This window comes from Nonomuraea rhizosphaerae, assembly GCF_019396405.1.
GTDB classification, from domain to species: domain Bacteria; phylum Actinomycetota; class Actinomycetes; order Streptosporangiales; family Streptosporangiaceae; genus Nonomuraea; species Nonomuraea rhizosphaerae.
Genome location: NZ_JAHKRL010000498.1, coordinates 1 through 18,469, shown reverse-complemented (window position 1 = coordinate 18,469; position 18,469 = coordinate 1). Strand labels below are relative to the sequence as shown.

Genomic DNA, 18,469 nt, shown 5'->3' with positions numbered 1-18,469 from the left:
CCCCCCCTCTGCCCGCCCCGGGGCGCGCATCCGCGCCGAACTCTCCGCCGCCGCCTCCGACCTGCGCAGGATCTCCTCGGCGTCGGTCTCGGCCTTGTCACGGATCTGCCCGGCCTCGGCGCGGGCCAGCTCAAGCTCCTCGTGCACGAGCTGCAACTGCTCGGGGCTCGGCTTGCCCTTGTGCGGGGTACCACCTGACGTGCGGCGGACGACGATGAGCAACGCGGCGATCATCCCGAACGCCAGCAGGAGCACCGCCACCGACAGCACCACGACAAGCGGCCCCATGTGCGCCCCGCCCTCCTCGCGTCGTCAACACTCGTAACGCGGCCTCAAAATGGGAGGGGTCACATGCGCGGCATGGATCGCCCAATCGGCATTTTCACTACGATCGATATCAGACCAAGACTGACCGGGCGTCGACCGGGGTAGCCGACACCTCTCCCGCCTCGATCCACCGAGCTCGTTCGTCCGTCAATCACCGGTATGGCAATCCGCACTGCGCGGAGTAACTCCTCACTGCCGTCGAGGTTATGCGTCGAACAGGTCACGAGCAAGCAAACGCGTCATCAAGCGTGTCTTACCACCTTGCATCTCTCCATTCAGGCAGATTTCCCCCTTCTGACCCGAAATAGCCCTGTACGGAGGTGGGGATGTCAGGGGTGTGGGGTGAATGGGGAGCACTCCGCTGGTCAGCGCACTTACCCACAATCCCAACACTCGGCCCCGCCCTCGCAACCACCGTTCCAAGGTCACACTTCGCATCCCGTAGCCTCGGCCGGCGACCGCCCCGTGACCACCGCACCTCCGGTGCCCCTCTCTTCGATCACCAACCCCCTATCATCCGCGCCTCGCTCCCTGGACGCCCGGCCCAACGCGGTCACCCCCACCGACAACCGTCAGGTCGATACCACCAACCACCCACCACTGGCACTCACCACCTGCCACTCACCACGCGTCATCACGCCGCCACCGCCCAGCGCGTATCGCCCATCGCCCGCTGTTTGACGTCCAGCGCCGACGTCCACCGCCCGATGCCGCCCACCGCTCACTGCTCGACGCCACTTACCCTCCGACGCCGCCTACGGCTGGATGCCTGGTGCGCATCACGGGCCTGCCCGGCGAACGGCGGAGGAGGCAACCGGAGACGGCAGTGCGGCTACCTGCACAAACACCATCTCCGTCGCTGCCTGAGCTCCGATCGCCGGACACTCCCCATATCACCCGTCATCCGCCATTGCGAAGCGGAGGGCCGTGAAGCGGAGGGTGCCGCTCTTCTGTGAGGGGCGGACGTCAAGCGGCGAACGTCGAACGTCAGGAGAAGTCGTCCTCGATCTCGACGCCTTCCTCCTCTAACGCCTCACGGATCACCCGGAACGCGACCCCCGCCCCGTACCCCTTCCGGGCCAGCATGCCCGCGAGGCGACGCGTACGGACCTGGGGATCGAGACCGCGCGTGGAGGACAGCTTGCGGTCGACCAGGCGACGAGCGGTCTCGGCCTCCTGATCGGCATCGAGGCGATCCACGGCCTCGTTCACCGTCTCCGAGTCGACCCCACGATGGCGCAACTCGGCGGCCAGGGCCCGTTTGGCGAGTCCACGCCCGTGATGCCGGGAGTCGACCCAAGCCTCCGCGAACGCCTCGTCGTTGATCAGCCCCAGCTCCGAGAACCGGTCGAGAACCGCCTTGGCGGCCTCATCCGGCACGTCCCGCTTACGCAGCGCCTCGGCCAGCTGCGCGCGCGTCTTGGGCGCCATCGTGAGCAGGCGAAGACAGATCGCCCGAGCCACGGACTCCGGATCGGCATGCGGAACGGCGTCAGCGGACGACCCCTCGTCGGGACCGTCGGGCAACCACCCGCCACGGCTCCGAGACCTCGCCGAACGTGCTCCCCTCCCACTGCCCTGACCACCCGATCGACCGCGCCGCCCACTCCCCCGGCGCCCGCCACCCGAGCGCCCTCCGCGCGACTCCCCGCCCTCGGAGCGGCCTCCACCAGGGCTTTCTCCGTCCGGTTGCTGGTGATCCGGCCACTCACCGCTCCACCGCACAGCACTCGACTGCTCCTCGGCGAGCTGCTCACCCCCCGCAGGCCCCGGATCCGGGCGCTCCACATCCAGCCGACCAGCCTCCGACCGACCCACCTCTGACCGGTTCGTGTCCGAGCGCTCTGCGCCCGGACGCTCTGGGTCCAGGCTCTCTGTAGCCAGGCTTTCTGTGCCCGAACGGCTTGCGGCCGAGTGCTCCACGTCCGGACGGCGTAGCTCCGAGCGCTCCTCACCCGAGCGGCCGCCGCCTGACTGCGCGTCCTCTGAAGCATCTCCATCGAGCTGGCCAGCGTCGAAGCGGCGATCTGCGTCTGAGCGCTCTTCTTCTGCGCGCTCTTCTTCTGCGCCGCCTCCGCCCGACCGACCATCGTCTACGCCCACTTCGCCGAGTTGCTCACCATCCCGGCGCTCTGTCTTTGCGTGCTCTTCATCCGAGCGTCCGTCGTCTGACCGCGCGTTGTCCGAGGTGGCCTCAGCTTGGGGCTCCGCCTCTGCATGGCCGCCATTCAAGTGATCTTCAGCGGGTGGCTGGCTGCCGGACTGCTGCTCATCGCCTGAACTATCGCCTCTGTCCGGATCTTCCTCCCCCTTGCGCTGGTCGGCACGTTGACGAGTGTGATGGGAGGCTTCGCCAGCCCTCTGCCCCTTCAAGAGGGAGACCGCAGCTTCGGTCGAGGTTCTGTCCTCGAAGAACGGCGAGGTGGGTGGGGGTGTGGACGAGCCGCTCTGGAAGAACGGGTGCTCACCGCTGGAGGACGGTAGATCGCCTTCGGATGACCAACTTCCCCAGGGAGAAGCTGGCTGCTCTGCCTGGGAGTTGCTGTCCATGGCGAACTGGGCGCCCCAGGTGGGCGGCGAAGCGGCTTCTGGATAGGGCTGAGAAGGTCCGCTGTTGGCGTCCAGGGCGTGGGTGTGGTCGGGCTCAGGTTCGGTTGCCGGGCCGGGGTTCGTCTCGGAAGCCGGGGCGAGGTCCGGCTCAGGAGTGAGGTCGGTGCCCTGCTCAGACGTCTGGTTGATGGCTGAGGCAGGTGTGAGAGCGGGGTTGGTTGCCGGCTGGGGGGCTGGGTCAACCGGGGGCTCGGGGGTGGAGTTGGCCGGTGGGCGGGGGCGTTGGCGCCACTCGCTCAGCGTTGGCCAACCGGCGGTTGAGCTTGAGGTGGGCGGCTCCCGTCTGCGGCCTGAGCGGTCTGATGAGCCGGTTCGGCCGGCAGTAGGCGAATCGGCTGATCGAGGGGAGCGGGCCGAGCGGGAGGAGCCGCTGGCTGTGCGGCCCGAGGAGCGGGGGGCGCGGCCGGAGGCCGGCTCGCCGGGGGTGGCGGGCTCGCCGGTGGGTCGCTTTGCCGGCGGGACGTCGGGCCAGGCGCCCCAGTCGTGGGATTGGGGCGCCTGCGGCGGGTCCGTGTCACTCATGTGGCGGCCGACGTCTCAAGATCACTCATGCGGCAGTCGATCAGACATCACCAGGCTTCGGCGTGGCGGCGGCCTTGGAGCCACGGCCTGAGGGAGCGGCTGCGGCAGCAGGAGCTGCGGCGACGGGGGCGGCCTCGGCGGGAGCGTCGAGGCGGGGGCCGACACCGAGCTTGTCCTTGATCTTCTTCTCGATCTCGTTGGACATGTCGGGGTGGTTCTTCAGGAAGTTACGGGCGTTTTCCTTGCCCTGGCCGAGCTGGTCGCCCTCGTAGGTGTACCAGGCGCCGGACTTGCGGACGAAGCCGTGCTCGACACCCATGTCGATGAGGCCACCCTCGCGGGAGATGCCCACCCCGTACAGGATGTCGAAGTCGGCGACCCGGAAGGGCGGGGCCATCTTGTTCTTGACGACCTTGACCCTGGTGCGGTTGCCGACCGCCTCCGTGCCGTCCTTGAGCGTCTCGATGCGGCGGATGTCGAGGCGGACCGAGGCGTAGAACTTGAGCGCCTTACCACCGGTCGTGGTCTCGGGCGAGCCGAACATGACGCCGATCTTCTCGCGGAGCTGGTTGATGAAGATGGCGGTGGTGCCGGTGCTGTTGAGCGCGCCGGCGACCTTGCGCAGGGCCTGCGACATGAGGCGGGCCTGGAGGCCGACGTGGCTGTCGCCCATCTCGCCCTCGATCTCGGCCTTGGGCACCAGGGCGGCCACCGAGTCGATGACGATGATGTCGACGGCACCCGACCTGATCAGCATGTCGGCGATCTCCAGCGCCTGCTCACCGGTGTCAGGCTGGGAGACCAGCAGGGCGTCGGTGTCGACACCCAGCTTCTTGGCGTACTCGGGGTCGAGGGCGTGCTCGGCGTCGATGAACGCCGCGATGCCGCCGGCGCGCTGGGCGTTGGCCACAGCGTGGAGGGCGACCGTGGTCTTGCCGGAGGACTCGGGGCCGTAGATCTCGACGATCCTGCCACGCGGCAACCCTCCGATGCCCAGCGCGACGTCCAGCGAGATCGACCCGGTCGGGATCACCTCGATGGGGGCTCGGGCGTCGTCGCCGAGGCGCATGACTGAGCCCTTGCCGAACTGCCGCTCGATCTGAGCGAGGGCCGTCTCGAGGGCCTTCTCGCGGTCGTTGATTGCCATGGGAACTCCCCCTGGAGGGTTGTGGTCCGATCAGTCGAGTGAAAGCTACGGCCTGCCACCGACAGTTTTCGCCATGTCGTCGGAGGAGGGCGTGGCCCGGCGGGTTCCATGGTAGCCGAACGACTGTTCGATCACATCAGGAACACGCGGTGTGCCCAAGGAAACCTCGGGTTCGCCCGTTCCCCTCAGGTCTCGCCGGTCTCTCCTCAGGTCTCGCCGCTTTGTCAGAAGTCTGTGGCGCGCAGGCGGGAAAGGCGGGTGAAGGGTCGCCCGGCTCCGAAGTGCCGCCGCTCCCGCCTGAAGGTAGCGGTCGCGTGAAGGTACGGTCGCGTGGAGTTAGCGGTCCGCGTGGGAGTCCGTGGGGCGCTCGGAGATGCGGGGCCGGTCGAGGTTTTCCCGAGGGCGGCGCGGAAGTACGTGAGAAGGTCGCCGTCCCCCCTCCCGTACGAACAAGTGACATTCACCCGCATTGTGCCCAGCGTGTTCCGCGGGCCGTGAGCTGGGGAGACTCACAGGGAGATGCTTGGGAGGCGGCGACGTGGCGAGTGCGTACACCGGGGAACGGCGCACCCATCTTGAGGCCCTCGCCGCGCTCCTGCCCGGCCAGGGGCTGGCGAGCCGCATGATCGGCGGCGAGGAGGCGGTGCTGTGGGTGTGGCATCCGGGCACCGCCCGCCGGACGCTGGTCTTCGCGACGCCGTCGCGTGACGGGTGGCTGTTCCTGTGGTCGCCGGGCGGTCAGAGCAGCGTGGACGATCTGCGCGGCACGGCGCGCGCCCTCGAAGAGGCGCTGAGGAACAGCGCAGGCTGAGGAGGCGGCGGAAGGGCGTTAGAGGAGGCGGGCCGAGACGTTCTCGACCTGGCAGACCGCGCGCCAGACCGTCTTGGCGCTCTCGCCCTCGGCCAGCGCCTGCTCGACGGTCCGGCCGCCGAGGGGCGCGATGATGTAGTCGCGGGCCCAGGACTCGGCGTACTGGTCGCCGAAGTGAGCGCGCATCCGTCTCCAGAACTCGGTCAGGCGCATCAGACAAGTATGGAACCGCCGCGAGGGTGGGTAGGACACCCGCATGGCAAAGACCCCCAAACACGCGCCTCCCAAATCCGCCAAGTGCAAGGCGAACCGGACGAGGCGCCGCGTGCTCCGCTTAGTTCAGCGCGTAGCCGTGCAGCAGGAGAAGGCCGAGCGCGCCGAAAGGCACGAGGGCATCAGGCAGGAGCCCCGGGCGGGCAAACCGCGGACGCGCAGAGCCTCACGAAGGTAGACAGCACGACCTGGAAGTAGACGGCAGGAAACTCACAGCACGCGCGAGCCGTACATCTCACCGAGGTGGTCGGCGAGCAGCTCCAGCCGGGCGCCATCGGGGTCCTTGAAGTAGATGGAGGCGCCGCTCTCGATCTGGTGCGGCACGCCGGCCACCTCAAGCTTGCCGCGCAGCCGTTCCCAGGTGGCGGGGTCGACGGAGATCGCGATGTGGTGCAGCCCGCCGAGCACCTCCTGGTACGGGCCGAGGTCGAGCCCCGGGAAGTCGAAGAAGGCCAGCAGGTTCCCGTTGCCTATGTCGAAGAAGAAGTGGCTGGAGCCCTTGTAGTCGCGGTTCTCGAAGATCTCGGTGAGAGGGAATTCGAGCAGCTCCTGGTAGAACTTGACCGTCCGCTCCACGTCCGACGAGACCAGGGCGAAGTGGTGCAGGCCGCGAGCACTGCTCGACGGGCGGTGCGCTAACAGATAGCGCCGCTTGATGTCCTCGCGGCGAGCGTCAATGGCTGCGTAGTCGGTGCCCACGGTCGCTCTATGTCCGCGAAGGCCCCGCCTCAATCACGCAGCGCGGCCACAATGCGTTTCTGTCGGTGGCGGGAGGCAGTATGAGCTGGTGAGCTCGCTGGACCACTTCACAGACGTCACCAGGCAATGGTTCGACGGAGCCTTCGCCGCGCCCACCGGCGCGCAGGAGGGCGCGTGGGCCTCCATCGCGCGTGGCGACAACACGCTCGTGGTGGCCCCCACCGGCTCGGGAAAGACGCTCGCCGCCTTCCTGTGGTCACTCGACCGGCTCGCCGCAGCCGCGGAGAGCACCGCGGCCGCGGAGAGCACCACGGCCACGGAAAGCGCCGCGGCCCGCAAGAAGGCCGCAAACCAGAAAAAGGCGGATAAGGCAGAGAAGACCACCAAGGTCCTGTACGTGTCGCCGCTCAAGGCCCTGGCCGTGGACGTGGAGCGCAACCTGCGCGCCCCCCTGGCCGGCATCAAGCAGACCGCGCGCCGCCTCGGCAGGCCGGTGCCGGAGATCACGGTGGCGATCCGTTCGGGCGACACCCCGGCCGAAGACCGCAGGCGGTTCGCCGCCAAGCCGTCCGACATCCTCATCACCACCCCGGAGTCGCTGTTCCTGCTGCTCACGAGCCAGGCGCGGGAGGCATTGCGCGGCGTCGAGACGGTGATCGTCGACGAGGTGCACGCGGTGGCCGCCACCAAGCGCGGCGCCCACCTGGCGCTCAGCCTGGAGCGGCTCGACGCGCTGCTGCCGAAGCCGGCGCAGCGGATCGGGCTGTCGGCGACCGTGCGGCCGGTGAGCGAGGTGGCGGCGTTCCTGGGCGGCACGCGCCCGGCGACGGTGGTGCAGCCGCCGTCCGACAAGCGCATCGAGGTCGAGGTCGTCGTCCCGGTCGAGGACATGACGGAGATGGACGGCCGCGGCCGGGACGACCCGGACCAGGACGACCTGGGCCAGGGCGGCGAGCCGGTCAGCAGGTCGATCTGGCCGCACGTGGAGGACCGGCTGTTCGACCTGATCGGGGCGCACAGCTCGACGATCGTGTTCGCCAACTCGCGGCGGCTGGCCGAGCGCCTGTGCACCAGGCTCAACGAGCTGGCCTACGAGCGCGAGCGGGGCGCCGAGACCGTCGACCTGTCGCTGTGGGAGACGGGCGGGCCGCCCGCCGAGGTGATGGCGCAGGCCGGGGCGAGCAAGGGCGCGATCCCGGAGATCGTACGGGCGCACCACGGCTCGGTCTCCAAGGAGGAGCGGGCGCAGATCGAGGAGGCGCTCAAGTCGGGCCGGCTGCCGGCCGTGGTCGCGACCTCCAGCCTTGAGCTGGGCATCGACATGGGCGCGGTCGACCTGGTCGCGTGCGTGGAGGCGCCGCCGAGCGTGGCCAGCGGGCTGCAGCGGATCGGCCGGGCGGGCCACCAGGTGGGCGCGGTCTCCAAGGGTGTGATCTTCCCGAAGTACCGCGGTGATCTCGTGCAGACCACCGTGGTCGCCGAGCGGATGAAGAGCGGCCAGATCGAGGAGCTGCGCTACCCGCGCAACCCGCTCGACGTGCTGGCCCAGCAGATCGTCGCGATGACCGCGCTGGAGGAGTGGACGGTCGACGAGCTGGAGGAGCTGGTCAGGCGGGCGGCCCCTTACTCGACGCTGCCGCGCACCGCGCTGGAGGCCACGCTCGACATGCTGGCGGGCCGCTACCCGAGCGAGGAGTTCGCCGAGCTGCGCCCGCGCATCGTCTGGGACCGCGTGACGGGCACGCTGCACGGCAGGCCGGGCGCGCAACGGCTGGCGGTCACCAACGGCGGCACCATCCCCGACCGCGGCCTGTTCGGCGTCTTCCTGGTGGGCGAGAAGTCCTCGCGGGTGGGCGAGCTGGACGAGGAGATGGTGTACGAGTCGCGCGTCGGCGACGTGTTCGTGCTGGGCGCCACCTCCTGGCGGATCGAGGACATCACGGCCGACCGGGTGCTGGTCTCCCCCGCGCCGGGTCAGCCGGGCAAGCTGCCGTTCTGGCACGGCGACACGCCGGGGCGGCCCGCCGAGCTGGGCAAGGCGATCGGCGAGTTCCTGCGCGAGCAGGCGTCGGGCGGCTCCGCCGACCGGATCACCGCGGCGGGCCTGGACGAGTACGCCTCGGGCAACCTGCGCGCCTACCTCGACGAGCAGCGCGAGGCCACCGGCTACGTGCCCGACGACCGCACGCTGCTGGTCGAGCGCTTCCACGACGAGCTGGGCGACTGGCGCGTGGTCATCCACTCCCCGTACGGCGCCCGCGTCCACGCCCCGTGGGCCCTGGCGATCAACCGGCGGCTGCGCGAGCGCTACGGCGTGGACGTGCAGGCGGTGCACTCCGACGACGGCATCGTGCTGCGCATCCCCGACACGCTGGCCGAGCCGCCCACCGACGTGGCCGCGTTCGACGCCGACGAGATCGAGCGGATCGTCACCGAGGAGCTGAGCGGCTCGGCGATGTTCGCCTCGCGGTTCAGGGAGTGCGCGGGGCGGGCGCTGCTGCTGCCGCGTCGTGTGCCCGGTAAGCGCAGCCCGCTGTGGCAGCAGCGGCAGCGGGCCGCGCACCTGCTGGGGGTGGCCTCGCAGTACGGGTCGTTCCCGATCGTGCTGGAGACGATGCGCGAGTGCCTCCAGGACGTGTTCGACGTGCCGGGGCTGGTGCGGCTGATGCGTGACATCGCCGCGCGCCGGGTGCGGGTGGTGGAGGTGGAGACGTCGCAGGCCTCGCCGTTCGCCGCGTCGCTGCTGTTCCACTACGTGGGCGCGTTCATGTACGAGGGCGACGCGCCGCTGGCCGAGCGCAGGGCGCAGGCGCTGGCCCTCGACACGAACCTGCTGGCCGAGCTGCTCGGCCAGGCCGACCTGCGCGAGCTGCTCGACCCGGACGTGATCTCCGACTCCGAACGCGAGCTGGCCAGGCTCGACCGGCCGCTGCGCGACGCCGAGGACCTGGCCGACCTGCTGCGCTCGCACGGGCCGCTGCTGGCGCCCGACGTGAGCGTACGGGGCGGCGACCCGGCCTGGCTCGACCAGCTCGAACGCGCCCGCCGCGCCATCAGGATCCGCATCGCCGGCGAGGAGCAGTGGGCGGCGGTCGAGGACTCCGCCAGGATGCGCGACGCGCTGGGCGTGCCGCTGCCGGTCGGCATCCCGCACGCCTTCCTGGAGCCGGTCGCCGACCCGCTGGCCGACCTGGTGGCCAGGCATGCCCGTACGCGGGGTCCCTTCCATGCCGACACGGCGGGGGCCAGGTTCGGGCTGGGCGTGGCCGTGGTGACCGACGCGCTGCGGCGGCTGGCGGCGTCCGGACGGGTGGTGAGCGGGGAGTTCCGGCCGGGCGGCAGGGGCGAGGAGTGGTGCGACGCCGGGGTGCTGCGGATGCTGCGCCGCAGGTCGCTGGCCCGGCTGCGCAAGGAGGTCGAGCCGGTCGCGGCCGAGACGCTCGCCCTGTTCCTGCCCGCGTGGCACGGGATCACCGGGTCGGCCAAGGCCTCGGGGGCGGCGCGGGCGATGGACGCCCTGGTCCACAGCGTCGAACAGCTCCAGGGCGCGGCCGTGCCCGCCTCCGCCCTGGAGACCCTGGTGCTGCCCGCCCGCGTGCCCGGCTACCATCCCGCGCTGCTGGACGAGCTGACCTCCTCCGGTGAGGTGATGTGGGTGGGGCAGGGGTCGCTGCCGGGCGGCGACGGCTGGGTCTCCCTCTACTTCGCCGACACCGCTCCCCTGCTGCTGCCGCCGCCCGCCGAGATCACCCTCACGCCGGTGCACGAGCAGGTGCTCGACCTGCTCGGCGGTGGCGGGGCGCTGTTCTTCAGGGGCATCTCCGACCAGCTCCAACTGCTCGACGACACCTTGCTGGCCTCGGCGCTGTGGGACCTGGTGTGGTCGGGGCGGGTCTCCGGCGACACGCTCGCGCCGCTGCGCGCCACGCTCGGCTCCGGGCGTCCCGCGCACCGGCCCTCGACCACGCGCCGGCGGCGGGCGGTGCTGCCAAGCAGGAGCGGGCCGCCGACGGTCACGGGGCGGTGGTGGGCGCTGCCCGCGCCGTCCGAGGAGGCCACCCAGCGGGCCCAGGCGCAGGCCGAGGTCCTGCTCGAACGCCACGGGGTGGTGACGCGGGGGGCGGTGACCTCCGAGCGGCTGCCGGGCGGGTTCACGCCGGTTTACCAGGTCTTGCGGGCGTACGAGGAGAGCGGGCGGTGCCGGCGCGGCTACTTCGTCGAGGGGCTCGGCGGGGCGCAGTTCGCGCTGCCGGGGGCGGTGGACCGGATGCGCGCCATGGCACCCAGCATCGCGCCGTCGGGCGGAGACGGCTCCGGCGGGAACGCCGGCGACCATGCCGGGTCGTCCGGCTACGCCGGGGCAGGGTCATTCGGGCGCGCCGGAGGTGAGCCCTCGTCACGCCGGGCCGTCGTGCTGGCCGCCGCCGACCCCGCCAACCCGTACGGGGCGGCGCTGCCGTGGCCCGCGCACCCCGGCGAGGTCGGCCACAAGCCCGGCCGGAAGGCGGGCGCGCTGGTCGTGCTCGTGGACGGGTTCCTGACCGTGTACGTGGAGCGAGGCGGCAAGACGCTGCTGTCCTTCGCGGACGACGAACGGCTGCAACCGGCGGTCGACGCCCTCGCGCTGGCCGTCCGCGACGGGGCGCTCGGCAAGCTCACGGTCGAACGGGCCGACGGCGCCTCGATCACTGACTCCCCGCTGGCGGCGGCCTTGGAGGCGGCCGGCTTCCACCCGACTCCCCGCGGCTTGCGGCTGCGCGCCTGACGGCGAGGGCGGATCGGCCGCACCGCACCGGCGGTCTGCCTCCCGCCGGAAACAACCGCAACTTTGTATACGATTAACCCTCAAATGACAGATCTGACACTGGGCGGGGCCCACCGCACGCTGCGCGATCAGGTGACGGCCGAGATCCGCCGCCTCATCATCTCCGGCGAACTCGCTCAGGGCGAACGCCTGGTGGAGGACCGGCTGGCGGCACGGCTCGGCGTGTCCCGCAACCCGGTGCGCGAGTCCATCCGGGTCCTCGCGACCGAGGGTTTCGTGCTGGTCATCCCCCGGATCGGGGCCACCGTGGCGCGGCTGTCGGCCGACGAGGCCGAGGAGCTGTTCGACGTGCGGATGGCGATCGAGGGGCTGGCGGCCCGGCTGGCGGCGCGCAAGCGGACCCCGGCGACGGCCGCGCGGCTGCGGCGGGTGCTCGACTCGGCCAAGGAGGCGGTGGAGTCCGGCCGGCTGGATCGCGTGGCGGACCTGAACACCGCCTTCCACCTGGCGGTGGGCGAGGTCGCGGGCAACTCCTATCTCAATCTGATGATGACGCCGATGCTCTTGCGGGCGCAGTGGGTGTTCAGCCAGACGGCCGCCGTCCGAGGGCCGCACTCCTGGTCGGAGCATCTGAGTCTGTGCGAGGCCATCGCGGCGGGCGACGAGGACGAGGCTCAGGCCAGGGCCGTCGCGCACGTGGCGGCGGCAAGGCGGTCGTTCTTGACAGCGATCGCATCAAAGCCGCCGAACAATGAGAAAACGTTCGGATAACAACCCAGGGTGCCGCAACACGGCTGAAATGTAAGGTCTTGTATACAGTCTCCTAAAGCCCGTCCCCCGGAGGCACCATGAGACCCAGGCAGGCCGCGATGCTCGCCGTACTCCCGCTGGCCCTCGCCGCTTGCGGTGGAGGCGGCTCGGGCGGTGCCCCCGCCGCCCCGTCGGTTGCCGACGCCTCTGCCGACCACCGCGCCGTCAAGGGCGGCGGCACGCTGAACATCGCGCTCAACGCCGACCCCGACGTCCTCGACCCGAGCGTGTCCACCACCCTGGTGGGCCGCGAGGTGTTCACGAGCATGTGCGAGAAGCTGTACGACATCGACGCGCAGGCCGCGCTGGTGCCGCAGCTCGCCGCCGCCCTGCCCGAGGTCTCGGCCGACGGCAAGGAGGTGACGATCAAGCTGCGGGAGGGCGTGAGGTTCAACGACGGGACCACCCTGGACGCGGAGGCGGTCAAGAAGTCGCTGGACCGGCACCGCACCTGGGAGAAGTCGGCCCGCCAAGCCGACCTGGCGGCCGTGTCGAAGGTGAGCGTGGACGGCCCGAGCACCGTCAAGCTGACGCTGGAGCGCGCGTTCACCCCGCTGACGGCGCAGCTCGCCGACCGCGCCGGGATGGTCATGTCCCCCAAGGCGATCAACGACGACTTCGGCGCGAACCCGGTGTGCGTGGGGCCGTTCAAGTTCGTCAGCCGCACCTCGGGCAGCCAGATCGTGCTGGAGAAGTCGGCCGACTACTACGACGCCGCCAAGGTCAAGCTGGACAAGCTCGTATACAAAATCATCGTCGACCCCAACGTACGGGCCGCCAACCTGAAGTCCGGCGACGTCCAGGTGGCCGACCAGCTGGCCACCACGACAGTCAAGGGCGTGCAGGCCGACCCGAACCTGACCGTCGTCTCCGGCGGCGGTCTCGGCTACTACGGGATCACGATCAACACCGGCAACGCCAGCGGCTCCACCGAGAAGCCGGGCCCGGTGAACACCGCCCTGGCCAAGAGCCCGCAGCTGCGTGAGGCGTTCGAGCTGGCGCTGGACCGCGACCAGATCAACAAGACCGTCTACAACGGCCTGTACGAGGCCGACTGCTTCCCGCTGCCCGCCGACAGCCCGTACCGCTCCCCCGCCCTCCAGTGCCCCAAGCGCGACCTGGCCAGGGCCAAGCAGCTCGTCCAGGAGTCGAAGGTCCCGACCCCGATCCCGGTCACGGTGACCTCGCCGAACGACGCGACCAACCAGCGCCTGGCCCAGGTCGTCCAGCAGATGACCAAGGAGGCGGGCTTCGAGGTGACCGTGCAGACGGCCGAGTTCGTCAGCACGCTGGAGCAGGGCAAGTCCGGCAAGTTCGACGTCGTGCTGAACGGCTGGTCGGGCCGGGTGGACCCGGACGGCAACCTGACGAACCTGATCACCAGCCGCGGCAGCAACAACTACAGCGGCATGTCCGACCCCGGCATCGACGACCCGATCAAGGAGGCCGCCGCCGCGAGCGACCCGGCCGAGCGCGCCGAGCTGTACGCCAAGGCCCTGCGGAGGGCCGCCGAGCTGCGCGGGGTCCTGTACCTGTACCACAACAAGTACTACCTGGGCATGAGCAAGAACGTCGCCGGCGTCCAGTACTTCAAGGACGGCCTGCCGCGCTTCGTGAGCGCCGGGTTCGCCGCCTGATGGTGTGGTTCATCCTGCGCCGCGCGGGTTCGGCGGTGATCGTGCTGTTCCTGGCCAGCGTCCTGATCTTCCTCGGGATCAGGGCGCTGCCGGGGGACCCGGCCGTGGTCATGGCGGGTGAGGATGCCTCGCCGTCGCTGATCGAGGCCATCCGCCGCGACTACGGCCTGGACAAGCCGCTGCCCGCCCAGTACGTGGACTACCTCGGCCAGACGCTGTCGGGCAACCTCGGCCGCTCCACCCAGGACCAGCTCCCGGTGGCCGGCATCCTGGCCGAGCGCCTGCCGGTCACGCTTGAGCTGTCGGCGCTGGCGCTGCTGGTGGCGATCGTGGTGGGCGTCGGCGCGGGCATCGTGGCGGCCGTGCGGCGCGACCGGCTGCCCGACTACGTCGCCACCGGTTTCGGGCTGGCCGGGCTGTCGATCCCGCACTTCTGGCTGGGGCTGCTCGGCATCCTGCTGTTCGCGGTGACGCTGCGCTGGCTGCCCGCCTCCGGATACGTCCCGTTCACCCAGGACCCGGGCCAGAACCTGCAACGCATGATCCTGCCCGCGCTCGTGCTCGGCACCGGGTTCGCGGCGATCCTGATGCGGCAGACACGCTCGGCCATGCTGGGCGCGCTGTCGGCCGACTACGTGCGCACCGCCAGGTCGAAGGGTCTGGCGGAGGTGAAGGTGGTGGGCGCGCACGCGCTGCGCAACAGCCTGACCACCGTCGTGACCGTGCTCGGGCTCCAGCTCGGCGCGCTGATCAGCGGCGCCGTGGTGACCGAGCAGATCTTCGTCATTCCCGGGTTCGGCAAGCTGACCGTGGACGCGGTGCTGACCAGGAACTACCCCGTCATCCAGGCCGTCGTCCTCATCACGGTCATCGGGTACGTGCTGGTCAACCTGCTGGTCGACATCGCGTACGCGTTCCTGAACCCGCGTATCCGCCTGTCGGGGAGCGGTCATGACTGAGGCGCCCGCACCGCCGAGTGCGGCCGAGGCGCCCCCGCGCCGGGGAGCGGCCAGGGCGTGGCGCCGCTTCAGGCGGCGCCCGATGCCCATGACGGGCCTCGTGCTCGTCGCCGGGTTCCTGTTGCTGGCGATCGCGGGGCCGCTGGCAACAGGAGACCCGGCGGCGCAGGACTACGCCGCCACGCTCGCGCCGCCGTCGGGCGCGCACCCGCTCGGCACCGACGACCTGGGCAGGGACGCGCTGGCCAGGGTCGCGCACGGCGCGCAGGTCTCGCTGCAGGCCGGGGTGCTCTCGACGCTGCTGGCGATGGCGGCCGGCATCCCGATCGGCCTGGTCGCCGGGTTCTACCGGCGCTGGCTGGACCCGGTCGTGATGCGGCTGGTGGACGTGACGCTGGCCTTCCCGTTCCTGGTCTTCGCGGTGGGACTGGCGGCGATCATCGGCCCGTCGCTGAAGGGCGTGGTGCTGGCGCTCGGCTTCTCCCAGCTCCCCGCGGTCATCCGGATCACCCGCGGCGAGGTGCTGTCGATCAGGGAGATGGACTACGTGTCCGCGGCCGTCGCCGACGGCGCGAGCGACGGCTACATCATGCTCCGCTACGTGCTGCCGAACTGCGCGGCCCCGCTCATCGTGCAGGCCACGGTGGCGATCCCGGCGGCGATCATCGGCGAGGCGACGCTGTCGTTCCTGGGGCTGGGGGTGCAGCCGCCGACGCCGTCGTGGGGCGTGATGCTCACCACCGCGCAGCAGTACCTGGACGTCGCGCCGTGGCTGGCGATCTGGCCGGGACTGATGATCGCGCTGGCCACGCTCGGCTTCAACCTGCTGGGCGACGGGCTGCGCGACGTGCTCGACCCGAGGAGCGGCCGATGAGCCTGCTGCGCATCACCGACCTGACCGTCGGCTTCGACACCGACGACGGCCTGGTCCAGGCGGTCAAGGGCATCTCGCTGGAGCTGGCCGAGGGCGAGATCCTGGCGTTGTGCGGCGAGTCGGGCTGCGGCAAGTCGGTCACGGCGATGTCGGTGCCCCGGCTGCTGCCGCCGGAGACCACGAGGTTGTCGGGGTCGATCGAGCTGGACGGGCGCGAGCTGACCGAATTGCCCGAGTCGCAGCTGCGGCGGATCAGGGGCAAGGACGTCTCGGTCGTCTTCCAGGAGCCGATGACCTCGCTCAACCCGTCGTTCACGGTCGGCTACCAGATCGCCGAGGTGCTGCGCAGGCACGAGGGGCTCTCCCGCCGCGCCGCCCGGGACCGCGCCGTCGAGCTGCTGGAGCTGGTCGGCATCCCGCTGCCGGCCCGCCGGGTCAAGGAGTACCCGCACCAGCTGTCCGGCGGCATGCGCCAGCGGGTGATGATCGCGATCGCGGTGGCCTGCTCGCCGCGGGTGCTGATCGCCGACGAGCCCACGACCGCGCTGGACGTGACGATCCAGGCGGGCGTGCTGGACGTCTTCCGCGACCTGCGCGACCGGCTCGGCACCGCGGTCATCCTCATCACGCACGACCTGGGCGTGGTCGCCGACATCGCCGACCGGGCCGTGGTCATGTACGCGGGCCGGGCCGTCGAGCAGGCGCCCGTGGACGAGCTGTTCGCCCGGCCGCGCCATCCGTACACGCTGGGCCTGATGAGGGCGCTGCCGTCGGCCGCCGTGAACGGCCGTCTCGCCGAGATCCCCGGCCTGGTGCCCTCGCCGCTGTCGGACCCCGACGAGTGCGCCTTCCACGCGCGCTGCCCGCGCGCCCAGGCGGACTGTGTGCTGAAGCGGCCCGAGCTGGTACGGCAGGCGGACGAGCACCTGGCGGCCTGCTTCCACCCGGGAGGTCCCTCGTGAACGTGCTGGAGATCAACGACCTGGTCAAGCACTACGGCCAGGTACGCGCCGTGGACGGCCTGTCGCTGAGCGTCGGCCAGGGCGAGGTGCTCGGGCTGGTCGGCGAGTCGGGCAGCGGCAAGTCGACCGTCGGCAAGTGCGTGCTGCGCCTCACCGAGCCCACTTCGGGCTCGATCCGGCTCGGCGGCGCCGACATCACCCACCTGTCGCGCCGGGCCATGCGGCCGCTGCGCCGCGACGTCCACATGGTGTTCCAGGACCCGTACTCCTCGCTCAACCCGCGCTTCACGATCGAGCGGATCGTCGCCGAGCCGCTGCTGCGCCACGGGATCGCCCGCGGGCGCGCGGCGGGCGAGCGGGTCGCGGCCATGCTGGAGCAGGTGGGGCTGCGTCCCGAGATGCGCAGCCGATACCCGCACGAGCTGTCCGGCGGGCAGCGGCAGCGCGTGGGGCTGGCCCGCGCGCTGATCCTGGAGCCCAAGCTGGTGGTGGCCGACGAGCCCGTGTCCGCGCTGGACGTGTCGGTGCAGGCGTCGGTGCTGAACCTGATCACCGACCTGCAGCGGGAGATGGGCTTCTCCTGCCTGTTCGTCACCCATGACCTGTCGGTGGTGGAGTTCCTGGCCGACCGGGTGGCGGTCATGTACCTGGGGCGGATCGTCGAGTCGGGGCCGACGGCCCGGATCTTCGCCGAGCCGCGTCACCCGTACACGCAGGCGCTGCTGTCCGCGGCGCCCGTCGCCGACCCGGTCAGACAGCGCGAACGACGGCGGATCGTGCTGGGGGGCGACGTGCCCTCGCCGGTCGACCCGCCGTCCGGGTGCCGGTTCCACACCCGGTGCCCGCTGGCGTACGAGGAGTGCCGTACGCGTGAGCCCGTGCTGGCCGACCCGCGTGAGGGCGGCCACCCGGTCGCCTGCCACCTGGTGACCGCCGACCACACCCCCGATGCCACCGCAGCCCGATGAGAGGAAGCACCTTGTTCACCACCAGGCCAGAGCTGAACGGGAACTTCGGCATGGTGGCCAGCACGCACTGGCTGGCCTCCGCGACCGGTATGAGCGTGCTCGAACGCGGCGGCAACGCCTTCGACGCGGCCGTGGCCGCCGGATTCGTCCTCCAGGTCGCCGAGCCGCACCTGAACGGCCCCGGGGGTGAGGTCCCGATCCTGCTGTGGAGCGAGGACGACGGGCGGGCCTCCGTGGTCTGCGGGCAGGGCGTCGCCCCGGCGGCCGCCACCGTCGAGCACTTCACCGGGCTGGGGCTGGACGTGGTGCCGGGCACCGGGCTGCTGGCGGCCACGGTGCCGGGCGCGTTCGGCGGCTGGATGCTCATGCTGGAGCGCTGGGGCACCTGGACGCTGGCCGACGTGCTCGAACCCGCCATCCACTACGCCACGCACGGCGTCCCGGTGCTCGACAGGATCGCCGCCACGGTGAGCTCGGTCGAGCGGCTGTTCCTGGACGACTGGCCGACGTCGGCCGCAACCTGGCTGCCCCAGGGCAAGGTGGCGGGCGGCAGGCTGACCAACCCCGTCCTGGCCGCCACGTACCGCAGGCTCGTGGTCGAGTCGAGGGGCGGCACGCGTGAGGCGGAGATCGCCGCCGCCCGCGACCTCTGGTACCGGGGGTTCGTGGCCGAGGCGATCGCCGGCTTCAGCGCCAAGACCGCCTGGCGCGACAGCTCGGGCGAGGTGCACGGCGGCCTGCTCACCGGCGACGACCTGGCGGGCTGGTCGGCCTCCGTCGAGAAGCCGGCGACCTTCGACTACCGCGGGCACACGGTGTGCAAGACCGGGCCGTGGGGTCAGGGGCCCGTGTTCCTGCAGCAGCTCGCGTTGCTGGCCGGGTTCGACCTGGACGCGATGGGACATCTCAGCGCCGACTACGTGCACACGGTGGTCGAGTGCGCCAAGCTCGCCTTCGCCGACCGGGAGGCCTGGTACGGCGACGCCGAGGTGCCCATGGACGACCTGCTCGGCACGCCGTACAGCGACCTGCGCAGGGGCCTGGTCGGCGCGGTGGCCGACATGGAGCTGCGGCCGGGCGCGCCCGGCGGGCGGGGGCGGCGCCC

At 71.1% G+C, this 18,469-nt stretch carries 13 protein-coding genes and 1 pseudogene; 9 read left to right on the top strand and 5 right to left on the bottom strand.

Features of this window, described 5'->3' with window-relative positions; all coding sequences use genetic code 11:
• From KME77_RS26000 to recA, 3 genes and pseudogenes are all read right to left on the bottom strand, one after another.
• Positions 1–288, bottom strand: a pseudogene (locus tag KME77_RS26000) (ribonuclease Y); the annotation flags it as partial.
• 1,026 nt (positions 289–1,314) lie between these two features.
• Positions 1,315–1,854, bottom strand: coding sequence for a recombination regulator RecX (recX, locus tag KME77_RS29570; protein ID WP_372451229.1), 540 nt, complete (start codon positions 1,852–1,854; stop codon positions 1,315–1,317).
• 1,645 nt (positions 1,855–3,499) lie between these two features.
• Complete coding sequence (gene recA / locus KME77_RS25990; RefSeq protein WP_219471566.1) at positions 3,500–4,606, bottom strand: recombinase RecA; 1,107 nt, start codon at positions 4,604–4,606, stop codon at positions 3,500–3,502.
• Positions 4,607–5,144: 538 nt separating this feature from the next.
• Here recA and KME77_RS25985 point away from each other — a divergent pair.
• Positions 5,145–5,417: a hypothetical protein gene (locus KME77_RS25985; protein WP_219471565.1), complete on the top strand. Its 273-nt coding sequence runs from the start codon at positions 5,145–5,147 to the stop codon at positions 5,415–5,417.
• An 18-nt stretch (positions 5,418–5,435) separates the two neighbouring features.
• Here the strand turns inward: KME77_RS25985 and KME77_RS25980 are convergent, their stop codons facing one another.
• Together KME77_RS25980 and KME77_RS25975 are read right to left on the bottom strand one after the other, a co-directional pair.
• Positions 5,436–5,630, bottom strand: a complete 195-nt coding sequence (locus KME77_RS25980; RefSeq protein WP_219471564.1) for a DUF3046 domain-containing protein — start codon at positions 5,628–5,630, stop codon at positions 5,436–5,438.
• 270 nt (positions 5,631–5,900) lie between these two features.
• Positions 5,901–6,389, bottom strand: coding sequence for a VOC family protein (locus KME77_RS25975; protein WP_219471563.1), 489 nt, complete (start codon positions 6,387–6,389; stop codon positions 5,901–5,903).
• An 85-nt stretch (positions 6,390–6,474) separates the two neighbouring features.
• On the opposite strand from KME77_RS25975, the gene KME77_RS25970 reads away from it, so the two are divergent.
• The 8 genes from KME77_RS25970 to KME77_RS25935 all read left to right on the top strand — a co-directional run.
• A complete protein-coding gene (locus tag KME77_RS25970; protein ID WP_246610759.1) occupies positions 6,475–11,154 on the top strand; it encodes an ATP-dependent helicase in 4,680 nt (1,559 codons plus the stop codon).
• A gap of 84 nt (positions 11,155–11,238) precedes the next feature.
• Positions 11,239–11,925, top strand: coding sequence for a GntR family transcriptional regulator (locus KME77_RS25965; protein WP_219471561.1), 687 nt, complete (start codon positions 11,239–11,241; stop codon positions 11,923–11,925).
• A 77-nt stretch (positions 11,926–12,002) separates the two neighbouring features.
• Positions 12,003–13,601, top strand: coding sequence for an ABC transporter substrate-binding protein (locus KME77_RS25960; protein ID WP_219471560.1), 1,599 nt, complete (start codon positions 12,003–12,005; stop codon positions 13,599–13,601).
• Complete coding sequence (locus KME77_RS25955) at positions 13,601–14,560, top strand: ABC transporter permease (RefSeq protein ID WP_219471559.1); 960 nt, start codon at positions 13,601–13,603, stop codon at positions 14,558–14,560. Before KME77_RS25960 ends, KME77_RS25955 begins: the two co-directional genes overlap by 1 nt.
• Positions 14,553–15,434, top strand: a complete 882-nt coding sequence (locus tag KME77_RS25950; RefSeq protein WP_219471558.1) for an ABC transporter permease — start codon at positions 14,553–14,555, stop codon at positions 15,432–15,434. The genes KME77_RS25955 and KME77_RS25950 overlap by 8 nt, the downstream gene beginning before the upstream one ends.
• Positions 15,431–16,396: an ABC transporter ATP-binding protein gene (locus tag KME77_RS25945; protein WP_219471557.1), complete on the top strand. Its 966-nt coding sequence runs from the start codon at positions 15,431–15,433 to the stop codon at positions 16,394–16,396. Before KME77_RS25950 ends, KME77_RS25945 begins: the two co-directional genes overlap by 4 nt.
• The gene (locus KME77_RS25940; protein ID WP_308250905.1) at positions 16,393–17,364 is read left to right on the top strand and encodes an ABC transporter ATP-binding protein; all 972 of its coding nucleotides are present in this window, start codon (positions 16,393–16,395) and stop codon (positions 17,362–17,364) included. The genes KME77_RS25945 and KME77_RS25940 overlap by 4 nt, the downstream gene beginning before the upstream one ends.
• Positions 17,361–18,469 (top strand): gamma-glutamyltransferase family protein (locus KME77_RS25935; RefSeq protein WP_219471556.1); only part of this gene is annotated, 1,109 nt, incomplete at its 3' end. The genes KME77_RS25940 and KME77_RS25935, both read left to right, overlap by 4 nt.